This is a genomic window from Streptomyces sp. NPDC001100, assembly GCF_053598575.1.
Map to the genome: position 1 here is coordinate 23,307 of NZ_JBSFKO010000028.1, position 13,881 is coordinate 37,187.

The 13,881-nt window shown below is 70.9% G+C and carries 13 protein-coding genes; 7 read left to right on the forward strand and 6 right to left on the reverse strand.

Annotation, left to right across the window (positions count from 1 at the left end; all coding sequences use genetic code 11):
• The first annotated feature begins 7 nt into the window (after positions 1-7).
• Positions 8-1,054, forward strand: coding sequence for an ABC transporter substrate-binding protein (locus ACWDEW_RS32950; RefSeq protein ID WP_450517619.1), 1,047 nt, complete (start codon positions 8-10; stop codon positions 1,052-1,054).
• An 85-nt stretch (positions 1,055-1,139) separates the two neighbouring features.
• Here ACWDEW_RS32950 and ACWDEW_RS32955 read toward each other — a convergent pair whose 3' ends face one another.
• From ACWDEW_RS32955 to ACWDEW_RS32980, 6 genes are all read right to left on the reverse strand, one after another.
• Entirely contained in the window at positions 1,140-3,344 is a 2,205-nt protein-coding gene (locus ACWDEW_RS32955) for a bifunctional serine/threonine-protein kinase/ABC transporter substrate-binding protein (RefSeq protein WP_450517620.1), read from the reverse strand.
• A gap of 42 nt (positions 3,345-3,386) precedes the next feature.
• Positions 3,387-5,561, reverse strand: coding sequence for a bifunctional serine/threonine-protein kinase/ABC transporter substrate-binding protein (locus ACWDEW_RS32960; RefSeq protein ID WP_450517622.1), 2,175 nt, complete (start codon positions 5,559-5,561; stop codon positions 3,387-3,389).
• Positions 5,561-6,379 carry a hypothetical protein gene (locus ACWDEW_RS32965; RefSeq protein ID WP_450517624.1) on the reverse strand — a complete coding sequence of 273 codons (819 nt, stop codon included), beginning with the start codon at positions 6,377-6,379 and terminating at the stop codon, positions 5,561-5,563. The genes ACWDEW_RS32960 and ACWDEW_RS32965 overlap by 1 nt, the downstream gene beginning before the upstream one ends.
• Positions 6,380-6,574: 195 nt before the next feature.
• The gene (locus ACWDEW_RS32970) at positions 6,575-7,441 is read right to left on the reverse strand and encodes an RNA polymerase sigma-70 factor (RefSeq protein ID WP_450517625.1); all 867 of its coding nucleotides are present in this window, start codon (positions 7,439-7,441) and stop codon (positions 6,575-6,577) included.
• Positions 7,438-8,004, reverse strand: coding sequence for a carboxymuconolactone decarboxylase family protein (locus ACWDEW_RS32975; RefSeq protein WP_450517626.1), 567 nt, complete (start codon positions 8,002-8,004; stop codon positions 7,438-7,440). The genes ACWDEW_RS32970 and ACWDEW_RS32975 overlap by 4 nt, the downstream gene beginning before the upstream one ends.
• Before the next feature lie 116 nt (positions 8,005-8,120).
• Positions 8,121-8,312, reverse strand: a complete 192-nt coding sequence (locus ACWDEW_RS32980) for a GNAT family N-acetyltransferase (protein WP_450517628.1) — start codon at positions 8,310-8,312, stop codon at positions 8,121-8,123.
• Between ACWDEW_RS32980 and ACWDEW_RS32985 the strand changes: the two genes are divergently transcribed.
• The 6 genes from ACWDEW_RS32985 (at position 8,311) to ACWDEW_RS33010 (ending at position 13,864) form a co-directional block, all read left to right on the forward strand.
• On the forward strand, positions 8,311-8,499 hold the full coding sequence (locus ACWDEW_RS32985; RefSeq protein ID WP_450517630.1) for a hypothetical protein: 189 nt from the start codon (positions 8,311-8,313) through the stop codon (positions 8,497-8,499). The genes ACWDEW_RS32980 and ACWDEW_RS32985 overlap by 2 nt on opposite strands.
• Positions 8,475-8,786 carry a hypothetical protein gene (locus ACWDEW_RS32990; RefSeq protein ID WP_450517631.1) on the forward strand — a complete coding sequence of 104 codons (312 nt, stop codon included), beginning with the start codon at positions 8,475-8,477 and terminating at the stop codon, positions 8,784-8,786. The genes ACWDEW_RS32985 and ACWDEW_RS32990 overlap by 25 nt, the downstream gene beginning before the upstream one ends.
• 768 nt (positions 8,787-9,554) lie before the next feature.
• On the forward strand, positions 9,555-10,856 hold the full coding sequence (locus tag ACWDEW_RS32995) for an extracellular solute-binding protein (RefSeq protein WP_450517633.1): 1,302 nt from the start codon (positions 9,555-9,557) through the stop codon (positions 10,854-10,856).
• A gap of 7 nt (positions 10,857-10,863) precedes the next feature.
• Positions 10,864-11,817 (forward strand): carbohydrate ABC transporter permease, encoded by a 954-nt coding sequence (locus ACWDEW_RS33000; RefSeq protein WP_450517635.1) that lies wholly within the window; start codon positions 10,864-10,866, stop codon positions 11,815-11,817.
• Positions 11,814-12,707 carry a carbohydrate ABC transporter permease gene (locus tag ACWDEW_RS33005; protein ID WP_450517637.1) on the forward strand — a complete coding sequence of 298 codons (894 nt, stop codon included), beginning with the start codon at positions 11,814-11,816 and terminating at the stop codon, positions 12,705-12,707. The genes ACWDEW_RS33000 and ACWDEW_RS33005 overlap by 4 nt, the downstream gene beginning before the upstream one ends.
• Before the next feature lie 26 nt (positions 12,708-12,733).
• Complete coding sequence (locus ACWDEW_RS33010; RefSeq protein WP_450517791.1) at positions 12,734-13,864, forward strand: ROK family transcriptional regulator; 1,131 nt, start codon at positions 12,734-12,736, stop codon at positions 13,862-13,864.
• Positions 13,865-13,881 lie beyond the last annotated feature (17 nt).

Below are 13,881 nucleotides of genomic sequence, written 5' to 3' on the forward strand. Positions count from 1 at the left end.
ACGCCCCATGCGCAAGCTGCTTGCCGCCGCCCTCTGCCTCGCCGCGACCGCCACCGGATGCGGTGCGAGCGTCGAGCAGACCGCGGACACCCGCCCCACCGAGGCGGTCACCCTCACCAACTGCGGCCAGAAGGTGACGTACAAGACCGTTCCGAAGCGAGTCGTCACCAACGACGTCGGCATCACCGAGCTGATGTTCGCCCTCGGACTGGAGAACCGCATGGCCGGGTTCGCCATGCCCGACGACAAGGGCGATCTCACCGACGTGCCCTGGAAGGACGGCTACCGGAAGGTCACGTGGCTGTCCAAGGACCAACTCACCAAGGAGAACGTCCTCGACGCCCGCGCCGACCTCGTCTTCGCCGGCTGGAACTACGGCTTCCGCGACGACAGCGGCTTCACCCCCGACGCCCTGAAGAAGCTCGGCATCCCCTCGTACGTCCTCACCGAGTCCTGCCGCAACGGCCGCACCGACACCTCACGCGGCATCATGCCGCCCCTCGACGCCCTCTACGCCGACCTCACCAACCTCGGAAAACTCTTCGGCGTCGAGAAGCGCGCCGCCACCCTGATCGCCGACTTCAAGAAGCAGACAGCCGCAGTCCACAGCAAGGCCCCGGCGGCGAGACCCACGGTCTTCCTCTACGACAGCGGCCAGGACGCCCCGTTCACCTCGGGCCGCTACGCCGCCCCCGACCAGATCATCAGCGAGGCCGGCGGGGTCAACGTCATGCACGACGTCAACGACTCCTGGACCACGGTCGGTTGGGAAACCGTCGTGAAGCGTGACCCCGGTGTCATCGTGATCTGCGACTACGGCGACGTGAGCGCCGCTCAGAAGAAGAAGTTCCTCCTCTCCTACGCCCCGCTTCGCAACGTCTCCGCCGTCAAGCACCGACGGATCTTCGTCCTCGACTACGTCGACCTCGTCGAAAGCCCCCGCAACCCGTCGGCCATCGCACGCCTCGGCGCGTATCTCCGAACGGTGGCGGCGGGCAGGGGCACGTCCACTGTCCCCGCGGCCACCCCGCGCAGCCCAGCGGTGACGAACTGATAGCGGAGAGGTGGGAGTTCGACACTGGTCGCGTGGTCACTGAGGTGCACGCCACAGAATGTCACGCGGCGCTCCGGCGGTATGACTAGAGCTCCGCCGCCCGGACCTGGTCGTAGCGACCCAGAAAACGGAACGCGCCGCCCCTGGCCTGGTACAGGAACGCCGTGTTCTCCGGGGCCATCGTGTGGGTGGTGCCCTGGACGAAACGGATCGGCTTGGCCACTCCGTCGTACGAGAGGTGGAAGAGGCCCTCGGCGACCTGCGCGGGCTCGATGGGGGTTGTCGTCCCGAGTGCGTCGAGGGCTCGGGCGATCAGGCCGACGGCGTCGTACGCCTCGGCGGACCACCGGCCGGGTGTCTCGCGGTAGCGCGTTCGGTAGGCCGCGGTGAACGCCTTCGCGGCTGGGGTGTCGGCCGACTGCGCCTGGGTGTAGGGCGCTTCGAAGATCCAGCCCTCGGCGGCCTGCCCGGCGGCGGTGAGGAAGGCGCCGCGCATGACCGGCTCGAAGCCGGCCACCGCGCCAGCGAAGTGCGCTGCCGCGAGGGCCCGGGCGCAGGCCGCCGCCCGGCCGGGTGATGTGCCGGCGTAGATGACCGCCTGCGGCCGGGTGGCCAGGGCGTGGGCGACGGCCGGGGCGAAGTCCGCTGTCCCGGCGGCGACTTGGTGGACCGTGACGGTGCCGTCGCTGGGCGGTGTCTCCACCAGGTCGCGCCGGATGCCGGCGGCCGTTTCGCCCGCCGCCCGGTCCTGGACGACCGCCGTGCGGTGGGTGGGGCGGGCCCTGGTCAGGTAGGAGAGGAGCGGCAGGGTCTGTGAGCTGTCGGAGGCCCGGGTCACGCACAGCGTGCGCAGCGTCGTGGTGGAGAGTCCGGCGGTCCCGTCGTCGACCGACACCAGGACCACCGGCATGGACGCGGCGGCGTACAGCGGTGCGGCGGCACGGGCGCCGGCCGTCGTGCTGGGGCCGATGACGGCGCTCACAGACCGCGTGGCCAGCACACGCCGTGCGGTCTCCCGCGCTCGCGCGCCGTCGCCTCCGTCGTCGTACGAGGACAGGGCGAGGCGGTAGGAGACGTTCGCGCGGGCGTTGTGGGCGGCGACGGCGAGGAGTGCGCCGCGCTTCTGTGCCTGGCCCAGGGCTTTCTGAGAACCCGTCAGGTCTGCGTGCAGGGCGAGGGTGTGCGTCGGGATGTCGCGGCGCGTGCCGTTCGTCGCCGGGTGGCCCCTGGTGAGGAGAACGGCCGCAGCCGTGCCGGACGCGGCGAGTACGGCGGCTGCCGAGCCGCCGATCGCCAGGACGCGGCGGCGTGAAATCCCCTGCCTGGTAGGCGTGTTGAGCGGCTCGCGGGTGGGGGCGACCGGTCCCGCGGTGCGTGGTGGCGGGTCGAGGGCGCGCGCCGAGCGCTCCGCGACCAGTCGCAGTACGGCGGGTGGCAACCAGTCGGTCGCCGGGGCGGGGCCTTCGTCCGGGTGGTCGTCATGCGTCAGCGCGGAGTGGACCTCGGCCGCCGTCGGCCGGAGCGCGGGATCCTTGGCGAGGCAGCCGTCGATCACCGACCGTAGCGGTGGCGGGAGTTGGGCGAAGCCGGTGCGGTCGGGGAGTTCGTGGACCGTGCGGTACAGGACCACGGGTGCGTCACCGGTGCCGAACGGGCGCCGCCCGGTCGCCGCGTACGCAAGCACACACCCGAGCGAGAACAGATCGCCGGCCGGGCCGACCTCGCCGCCGTGCGAACGGGCCTGTTCGGGGGAGAGGTAGCCGGGGGTGCCGACGACCGCGTCGGGGGCGGTGAGCGCGGTCGTGCCGGCGCCCTTGGCGATGCCGAAGTCGATGAGACGGGGGCCGTCGGGGACGAGCAGGATGTTGCCGGGTTTGACGTCCCGGTGCACTAGGTCCACCGCGTGCAACTCGCCCAGCGCCCGGGCCAGTCGGGCCCCGAGCACGCGGACCGACTCCGGGGGCAGCGGCCCGAGTCCGTCCACCGCCTCGGCCAGTGACGGGCCGGGGACGAACGCGGTGGCCAGCCACGGTTCACGCGCCTCGGTGTCCGCGTCCGTCACCGCGACCACCCAGCGGCCGGTGAGGCCGGTGGCCAGCCGTACCTCGCGCCGGAAGCGGGCACGGAAGGCCGGGTCGGCCGCGTACTCGGCCCGGATCACCTTCAGCGCGACCGGCGTCCCGTCGGCGGAACGGGCCAGATACACCACGCCCATCCCGCCCGCACCGAGCCGCGCCAGCAGCCGGTGCCCGCCCAGCTCCTCCGGGTCCTCGGCCCGCAATGCCCGCATCCCAGCGCTCCTGTTGCTGCTCGACGACGGCTTCTCCAGCGGTCAGGAAGACAGGCCCACCGGGCCGGCATAGGCGAAACGGCCGTCCGTGAGCCGGTAGTGCTGGACCTGCCGTGTGACGAGCTGGTGATCGGCGTCGAAGGTGTAGGTGGTGACCAGGCCCTTGAAACTGGACTTGGCGAGCGCGCCCGTGACTTGAGCCCGGGTGGGGCGGTGCGGCGCGCTCCCGCTGGCTGCCTTGCTCGTCCCGCTCCCGGCCAGCGCCGTGAGCCGGTCGGCCAGCAGGCGGGTGACGTCGTAGGCCTCGGCGGCCCAGTCGCCCGGCGCGGTGCCGTATCGCTTGCGGTAGGCGGTGGCGAACGGTCGTACAGCCGCGGCGGCCGGGTCGATGTACGGTGCCAGGACCTGCCAGCCCTCGCCCGCCGGGCCCGCCGCCGCGACGAAGGCCGGTGTGGCCGACGAAGTGTCCAGGAAGCGCGGTCCGGTGAAGTCCCGTGCGGCCAGGGCCCGGGCGAGCGGGGCGGCACGCTCGGGAGTGCCGGTGTAGTAGAAGCCGTCCACGCCGTGGGCGAGCATGTCGGCGACGACGGTCGACACGTCGGGCGCGAGCGCGGGCACGACCCGGGCGTAGAGAGCGATGCCGGCCGCGTGGGTCGAGCTGTGGACGACGTTGACGGACTCCATGCCGGTGATGCCGCCCGCCCGGTCGACCAGCAGCCCCGGGCGGCGGGACCCCTGCGCGGTGAGCGCGGTGACGGTGGCGAACGCGGAGTACGCGGCCAGCGGAGCGGCCCGGAAGTAGCTCTTCGGCTTGGCCAGCAGCGCCGACTGGACTGCGGAGACGGAGAGTTCGGAGACGGTCATCAAGGGCAGCCCGGCACTCTCGTACACCTCCACCGCGCTCTGCGCCGAGGCGTAACCAGTGGGGCCGAGAACCGCGAACACATCGCTGTCGCGCGTCAGTTGGCGTGCCACCGCCTGCGCCCGGGCCGGTTCGCCGCGGTCGTCCAGCACCCGCAGAGTGAGCGTGAATGCCTTGTCCCTGCGGGAGTTGAACTGCTCCACGGCGAGCCGTGCGGCCCGCTCCTGCGCGGTCCCCGCCGCCTTGAGCGGGCCGCTCAGATCGGCCTGGACGCCGATGGCCCAGTCGCGGCCGGTCGCCGAACTCGACGGTGCCGTACGGTCGTTGTCGCGCAGGGCCGCCCACAGTGCCACCCCGCCACCGGCCGCGAGCAGTGCCGTACCGCCCGTGGCGAGGGCAAGTACCCGACGGCGGCTCGGACGTGGGGGAGTCGGCTCGTCAGGGACCTCGGTCGCCTCGATACCGGGCAGTGCCAGCATCCGCGCCGACCGGTCGGCGACCATCCGGACCACCGGGTCCGGCAGCCAGCCGATGGAACCGGCCGGCGCGTCCTCCACCAACTCGGTGTCGATCTCCGTGACGTGAGGCCGTTCCCCGGGTTCCTTGGCGAGGCAGCGCACCAGCAGGGACCGGAGTTCGGCGTCCTCGACTCCGTCCAGATCCGGTGTGTCGTGCACGGTCCGGTACAGCAGCGCGTCCGCCGCACCCGTACCGAACGGCAGCCGCCCGGTCGCCGTGTACGCCAGCACACAGCCCAGCGAGAACACATCGCTCGCCGGAGCCACCGGCAGCGCCCGGGCCTGCTCCGGGGAGAGGAACCCGGGCGTGCCCACCACCATGCTGTCCGAGGTCAGTTCGGTCTCCTCGGCCGCCGTGGGCCGCGCGATGCCGAAGTCGATCAGCCGGGGCCCGTCCAAAGCGAGCAGCACATTCCCCGGCTTGACGTCCCGATGCACCAGACCCGCCCGGTGCACGGCGTCCAGGGCGCGCGCCAGCACCTTGCCCAGTACCCGCACCACCCGCGCGGGCAACGGCCCGCACTCCGCCACCGCCTCGGCCAGCGAGGGCCCCGGCACGAACGCGGTCGCCAGCCATGGCGCGGGCCCCTCCGTGTCCGCGCCCAGCACCGGCACCACCCACGGGCTGTCCACACCGCGCGCGGAGTCCGCCTCACGCCTGAACCTGGCCCGGAACTCCGCCTGTTGGGCGAACTCGGGCTGGATCACCTTCACCGCCGCGAGCTCCCCGGCCGTGCCGCGCCCCACATAGACCACGCCCATCCCGCCCGCGCCGAGACGCCCCAACAGCCGGTAGCCGCCGAGCCGGGACGGATCGGAGGGAAGCAGCCGCTCCATCACGACCCACCACCCTCCGTGCCCGACGCGGACCCGGTGGGTCGGCCGATCTCCTGCTGCACCCGCAGCAGCATCCTCGGAAGGACCTCCGCCACAAGGGAGTTGAGCTCCTGCTCGCCACGGCCCCGTCCGCCGCACACGGACGCTCCCACCACCACCGAGCCCAGTACCGCCTGCTGCCACCAGTACGGATACGGCCCACCGCGCGTGTCACTCACACACTGCCCGGTCTCCAGCAGCAGATCGTCGCCACTGGTGTTGCCGCCCTCGCCCCGGGCGAACGACAACGACTGCAGGCCCGTCAGCCGCTCACCCGGCCGCTGGGTCTGCTCCGTGCAGTCGAGGTCCTCCTCCAGCATCCGGGCCTGCTCCCACGACGCGTCCAGCGCCGTACGGTGCACGGTGACCGTGGCCGACAGCCGCACGGAGCCCTTCCTGCCCGCCGCGGGTACCTCGAAGTGCCGGGTAACGGTGGCCAGACCGTCCCCGGGCAACGGCTCCAGCCGCCACACGCAGTCGTCCCCCAGCACCGCCCACCGCCCGGGTGCACTCTCGTACGGCGTCGCCCGCAGCACCCCGGTGCCGAACAACTCCGGCCCAGCGATGACCTGTTCGATCAGCGCCCGAGCCTGGGACGCGGTCTTCGGTTCCCGGGCCGGGTCCGTCCCGGAGGTGGCGGAGGCGGAAGCGCGCCGGGCCGTCCCGGATGCCGAGGGCGGCGACGCGGAACCGCCCCCGCCGCCACCTGTGCACCCCAGCAGCAGGCCCCCGCAGGCTGCCACCACCCCACCGACCCGCAGTGCTCTGGCATACGCCACGACGTCGCCCCCTCCACGGCCTGCCGTACGGCCGACCCCATGCAGCTACCGATGCACCCCGGTCGCGGCGCGGTTCCCCGCCCTCCGCTTCTGTTCCCGGCTTCGTACAGGATTCGTACGGACGAGTCGACGGTAGGACTGATGTTCCGTCAACTCACGCTGTACATAGGGTATTTCGCTGTCGACGGGGCGGACTCACCTGGCGAGTTCGGTCGGCTCGTCGAGTTGCGTCAGCTTCCGCGGATTGCGTACCACGTAGATCCTGGTGACCCGGCCGTCCTCCACCACGAGACTGATCGCGGACGGCACACCGTCGACGTCCATGCGGCCCGCCGGTTCGCCGTTGAGCCATATAGGCGTGGTGTCGAACGCGGCCACCAGCGTGTTCGCGCGGGCGAGGATCGGTGCGACCAGCTCGGCCCCGTGGATCGGGGCGAGCGCGGCCGGGACGACCCCGCCGCCGTCGGTCACCAGCACCACGTCCGGTGCCATCACCTCCATCAACTCCCGCAGATGGCCGGACCGCAGGGCGTGCAGGAACCGTTCCACCACGGCCGCCTGCTCCGACCGGCTCACCTTCACCCGTGGCCGCCGGGCCGCCACATGCTCCCGCGCCCGCCGGGCGACCTGCCGCACCGTCGCCGCGGACTTCCCGACCACCTCGGCGATCTCGCCGTACGACAGCTCGAACACCTCGCGCAGCACGAACACGGCCCGCTCGGTGGGCCCGAGCGTCTCCAGCACGGTCAGCATCGCGATCGACACACTCTCCGCGAGCTCGACGTCCTCGGCGACATCGGGGCTGGTGAGCAACGGTTCGGGCAGCCACTCACCCACGTACTCCTCTCGCCGCCGCGACAGGGTGCGCAGCCGGTTGAGCGCCTGCCGGGTGACGATCCGGATCAGGTACGACCGCGGGTCCCGCACCTGGGACCGGTCCACGTCGGCCCAGCGCAGCCAGGACTCCTGCAGCACGTCCTCCGCGTCGGCGGTCGAGCCGAGCATCTCGTAGACGACGGTGAACAGCAGGCCGCGGTGGGCGACGAAGAGGTCCTCGGTCATACCGGCATCTTCCCCGCCCGCGGGGCCAGCGGGATCTCGCAGGCGTCGGAGTAGCCCTGCGAGGTGATGCCGTGGGCGGTGTTGCACCTGGCGGCCATGTTGGCGAAGCCGATGAACACGGTGAGTTCGACGAGTGCGGCGGGGCCCAGCCGCTCCAGCAGGCGCTGCGACAACTCGTCGGTGACGGTGGTCGGCGTGGTCGTCATGGCCTCCGCGTACTCCATCACGTCCCGCTCCAGGGGCGAGAACACGTCCGCCTGCCGCCAGCGCAGCACCTGGCTCGCCTTCGTCAGGTCGAGGTTCTGGTTCAGCGCGAAGAAGTAGTTGACGTCGAGGCACCACCCGCACCCGACCTGCGCCGCCACGGCCATGTGCGCGAACGTCTTCAGCCCCGCGTCCGCCGCGTCCCACGTGCTCACCCTCGCCGTGAACTCCTGGTTGGCCGCTGCCAGTTCGGGATGGTTCCACAGCACTTCGACGGGCTCGGGCACGGCCCCGAGCTGCTTGATCATGCTCTCCCGGAGGTCGACGGGAAGCTCGGCCTTCGGAACGCGAATCGTCACGGTGTCCTCCTGGTACATGTGCCTGTCCGGGCCAGGTCGTCTGCCTCCCCGGCGGTTCGGCATGAAGACACCGGCGGACCCATGGATGTGACACCGGGACGACGCGACGGGGACGCTTACAACGGCAACTCCAGGGTCACCGACTTCTCCTCGAAGCCGTTGCGCCCATAGAAACGCCGAGCCTCGGCGTTACCGGAGTACGCGGTCACCTCGGCCGGTTCCGCTCCTTGCTCCTTCGCCCAGACCCTGAAGGCACGGACCAGACGCTCACCGATCCGTTCGCGACGGTAAGCGGGCCGCACATACATGCTCACCAGGGTCGCGACCCTGACCGGCCGCACCCTCGCCACCGGCGGCGAGGACTGGACTGTCCTGTTGTGGGACCCTGACCCCGGAAGGGTCGCCTCCCGGATCTGTGACAGTGCCTTTCCCGCCCTCACCCACGCGGAATGGGGCCAGTACTTCCCGCAGTGGAAGTACCGCCCGCCCTGTTGAGGGCCGGCTCGGCACGCATCGTGATGCCGAGCCGGGCATCACCCAGCGGTTCCCGACCCGGCGGCGAGGTCGTCGGCGTCGGCGCGGGCGAGTACGGCGTCCACGACGGCGCACTCGGCCTGGTCCAGTACATAGAGGTCCAGGGCGATCGCGTCGGCGGCGTCCTGCTCGGCGTCGTCGGCGCGGCGTTCGGCCTTCTTGAGGTCGCGTCCGGCCTTGTGCTCGGCGCTCGCCGCGCGGCAAAGTGCTTCTCCAGCGAGTCGTGCACATCGCTCAGCCGATCCTGAGCCCGGGCCCCGGCCTCCTCGGTCTTGGTTCCCACGCCATCAACGGAGGCCTTGAGACTGGTCTTGGTCGTCTCCAGCTGCGCGCGGCTCTTCGCCTTTGCGGCCGTGGCGGTGTCCTCGACCTTCTTCGTGCGGTCCGCCAACCTGCTGAGCTGGTCCGAAAGCTTGTCCATGGTGCCCCCTGTCTCGTGAAGTTGAATCGATGGGTCTCGGCGGCCCGGTGGCTTGGACATCGACAGGTCTGAGAGGCCATGCCGATCTCCACAGCGCCGGTGACCGGCGCCCACCCGGCGCCCCGGAGGGTGAGTGCGCGTGCCGTGATGCCGGGCCGCAGAATCGCGGCGGCACCGCCCACGGCCCGAACCCGACTGCGAGAATGCCGCGCCACAACAGTGCGTTGGGGGAGCCGGGCACGGTGATCACTTCCCCTCCGACCTGTGGGTAGGGGCCGGTCGCCGCTCTCCCAGGCCCGAGGCCAGGGCTCGGCGGTCCGTGGCCCATCCGTCATGTGACTGCACTGGTGCAGCTGTCGGGGTACGTAGGCGCGGGGCGCTGCGGGCCGGTCGGACGGCATGCGCGGCCGATTTCGCTACAAGTTCCGAAATTATTCGTGACGGCTCCGCCACGCCGTCGAAATAGGTACTTCCTAGCGTTAACGCCAGTCGCATAGGCGTCATCGCACCCATTGGGTCCCTCAAGCCGCAAGAAGTGCTTTCTCACGAAAAAACATCACTGTCCTCAGCGATGTCATGAGACAGGAGCCACCGAGTGTCCAACCCCTCCCGTCGCGGCGTCCTCAGACTGACCGCCGGCACAGCCCTCCTCGGCACCCTCGCCCTGACCGGCTGCGGGCGCGGTGACGAGACCACCGCCGCGAAGACAGCCGCGAAGCCGGTCGGCACCGCTCCGGCGACCGGCACCGTCAATGTCTGGGCCACCCAGGACGACGCCAGCGTGCTCGACAAGGTGATCAAGCCGTTCAAGGCCGCGAACCCGGACGTCACCGTGAAGTTCACGCTGATACCGAACTCCGAGTACTACACCAAGCTCCAGGCGGCGATCGCCTCGGGGAAGGGCCCGGACGTGGCCCAGTTCTTCCCCGAGTCGCAGGCGCAGTTCCTCGACCCGTCGATCCTGCGGCCCGTGCCGGAGGGGCTCGTCGACTCCGGCAGCTTCTTCAAGAGCCTGTGGGACGCCGGTGTGGCCAAGGGCGTCGCCTACACGGTGCCCTGGTACGCGTACACGTACGCCCTCGTCTACCGCGCCGACCTCGCGAAGAAGGCGGGCGTCAAGGCACCGACCACCTGGGCCGAGATGCTGCCGTTCTTCAAGGCGCTGCAGGGTGCCGGAGCCGTGCACGGGCTCGGGGCCGACAACGGCTGGGACATCTTCAACGGCCAGGACGCAGCGATGTACGCCTGGCAGGCCGGCGGCACCCTGCTCTCCGCCGACGGCAAGTGGTCACTCGACACACCGGCGATGGTCGACGCGATCAAGTACAACGCGTCGTTCTTCACCTCGGGAGTCGCCGACACCGCGACCCCTACCTTCCTCGACTCCCAGCCGTACTTCGTCTCCGGGAAGACCGCCTGCATGATCACCGGCCCCTGGGTCGTCGGCCAGCTGGACACCGCCGCGAAGAAGACCGGCTGGACGGCGTCCCACGTCGCCACCGCGCCGCTGCCGGCCGGCGCCTCCAGCAGTGCCTCCTTCTCCGGCGGCGGCAGCTGGGGTGTGCTCACGACCGGCGGCAACACGGACGCGTCGTGGAAGTTCATCCGCTACGTCTCGCAGCCGAGCACCCAGGTCGCCCAGTTCAAGGCGTACAGCTCGCTGCCGGCGGCCGTGTCGGCCTGGGACGACCCGGTCATCAAGGGGCAGCCGCTCCTCGACGCGTTCTTCACGCAGCTGACGAAGGCGCGGGCGTTCCCGCAGGTGAGCACCTGGCAGCAGGTCGCGACCCGGCTGGGCAAGGAGATGGAGGCCGTGGCCAAGGGCAAGGAGACCGCGGCGAAGGCCGCCGCGAACATCCAGGCGTACGCCGAGAGCGTCGGCACGAGCACGAAGTGAGCCGTCGATGACCATCACCCTCACCCCGCGGGCGCCGCGCCACCGGCCGCGCGGCGGGCCGGTCGCGGCCCCCGCGCGCCGTGGCAACCGCAGCCTGCGGCGAACGGCTGTCGCCTGGCTGTTCCTCACCCCGTTCATCGTCGTGTTCCTGCTCTACACGGCGATCCCGACCGTGGCCGCGCTCGGCTTCAGCCTCACCGACCTGCACGGCGCGGATCTGCGCCATCCCTTCGCGGTCGACTTCACCGGTCTGGAGAACTACCTCCGGCTGTTCCAGGACCAGACCTTCCTGCGGGACATCCTGAACACCGCCGTCTTCGTGGCCGTCGGTGTACCGCTCACCATGGGCGTCGGATTCGCGCTGGCCATCGCGCTGGACTCCGGCATCCAGCGTCTGCGCGGCCTCTTCCGCACCGTGTTCTTCGCACCGGTCGTCACCAACATCGTCGCCGCCGCCCTGATCTGGCAGTACGCCTTCAACCCGAGCGGCACCGTCAACAAGGTCCTCGGCGCGGTCGGTTTCGCCGGACCGAACTGGCTGGACGACCAGCACCTGGCCATGCCCGTGGTCGTCCTGCTCGGCGTCTGGCGCAACTTCGGCACCGCGATGGTCCTCTTCCTCGCCGGTCTCCAGGCGATCCCGCGAGACGTCTACGAGGCCGCCGCCCTCGACGGGGCGGGAAAATGGCGGCAGTTGAGGCACATCACCGTCCCCCTGCTGCTGCCCACCACCCTCATGGTGTCGGTGCTGCTCAGCGTCTTCTACCTCCAGGTCTTCGACGAGCCCTACCTGCTCACCGACGGCGGCCCGCTCGGCTCCACCGAGTCCGTGGCGCTGTACACCTACCACCAGTTCGGGGTCGGCGAGTTCGGGGTGTCCTCGGCCGCCTCCTTCGTCACCCTGGTGCTCGTGGCGCTGGTGAGCATCGTCCAGTTCCGATTGCTGAGGCCCCGCGCATGACCGCCGTCACCGCGTCGGAGAACACCGACATGACCACACGCAGCGCCATCGCCCGAAGTGCCGTACGACCGCGGCCCGTTGCCCGGCCCCTGCTCTATGCCGCACTCGTCCTGTGCGCGCTGCTCACCCTCCTCCCGTTCCTCTGGGGGATCAGCGGCTCGCTGCGCAGCCTCGACGAGATCCGCTCCGACCCCGGTTCCCTGTTCCCCCACCACGTCACGCTCGACAACTTCACCCGGCTGTTCCGGACCCAGGGCTTCGGCCGGTTCATGGTCAACAGCATCGTCGTCGCGGCCATGGTGGTGGTCGGCAACATCGTGGCGGCATCGGCCGCCGGCTACGCGCTCGCGAAACTCGAATTCGCGGGCAGGCGGCTCGCGTTCGGCGCGGTCATGGCCGCGATGATGGTGCCGTTCACGGCGGTGTTCGTCCCGCAGTTCGTGCTCACCGTCGACATGGGGCTCGCGGACACCCTCGCCGGTATCGCGCTGCCCAGCCTGGCGATGCCGATGTCGGTGTTCATCATGCGGCAGTACGCGTCGTCGATCCCCGACGAGTTGCTGGAGGCGGCCCGCATCGACGGGGCCGGCGAGTTCCGGATCTTCTTCCGGATCTTCCTCCCGCTGGCCGGCCCGGCGGTCGCGACGATCACCATCATGTCGTTCCTCAACTCGTGGAACTACTTCATCTGGCCGCTCGTCGTCGCCCAGAGCACCTCCAGTTACACGCTCCCGGTGGGCCTCGCGGCCACCAGCCAGGCGGCGGCGCACGTGACCGACTACGGCCTGATGCTCGCCGGTGCCGTGGTCGTCATGCTGCCGGTGCTCCTGCTCTTCCTGTTCCTGCAGCGGTACTTCGTGCAGGGCATCGCCGGAACGGGAATGAGGTGAGCCGGCTGAAGTCCGCGACCAACGGGATGAACCAGAGCGCCGTCCGCCGCGTCAACACGTCGGTGATTCTGCGTACGTTGGCGGTGTCGGCCGGGCCGATGACCCTGACCGAGCTCGCCGAGCAGGCCGGACTCTCCCGTCGTACCAACGAGTTGATCCTGGACTCGCTCATCGAGGCGGGCTGGGTCACCGAGCTCGACCGCGTGCCCACCAGCGGCTGCGCCGGCCGCCCTGCCCGACGGTATCGACTGCGCGCGGAACACGCCCTGTTGGCGGCCGTCCGTATCAGCACCCTGGACGTGTCCGCGGTGGTGGCCGACGTCCGCGGCCGTATCCTCGGCCGGGCGCACCGCCCGCTGCGCGCCTACCAGGATCCGCAGTCCACGCTCGACGACGCGGCGGCCCTCGTACGGGAGGCACTCGACGACGCGGGCGGCTCACCGGACCGGCTGCGCGCAGGTGCGGTCGCGGCCGGTGGCGCGATCGACGACGAAGGTGTCGTACGACGCCTGGTGCACACCACGCGCTGGGAGGGCGTGCGTCTGCCCGACGAGCTCGGGCGGCGCGTCCGCATGCCCTGGTTCGCCGACAACGACACCAACCTCGGTGCGCTGGCCGAGCGTTGGCGGGGCGTGGCCGGCGACCACGACAACGTCGTCTGGGCGGTCCTCGGCAACCGGACCGGCCTCGGCATCCTCATCCGGGGCGCCGTGCACCGGGGTCTGGACGGCGCCGCCGGCGAGATCATCGAGGCACACTCGATACCGGTCGGCTCGGTCGAGAACCACCCCGTCGCCTGGCTCACCTCACCCGAGCCGGATCGACGCCGGGTCGCGCTGGACCGCTTCGACGCGGCCCGCACGGGGGACGCGGAAGCACTCGCCGAGGTCGACGAGTTCGTCGAGAACATCACCTCGATCCTCACCACCCTGTCCTGGACGGTCGCGCCCTCGCTCATCGTGCTCGGCGGCGGCCTGGAGGACGCGGCCGACGTGCTGCTGCCCCGCGTCCGCGAGGCGATGCGCCTCGCCCGCACCCCCGCGATCGAACTGCGCGCCACCGGCCTGGGCCGCGACGCCGCGCTGATCGGCGCAGTGAAGCTGGCACTGGACCGCATGGACACGGAGCTGTTCGGCCCGCTCGTCCCCGGCGCGTAACTCCCCCCACACGAAAC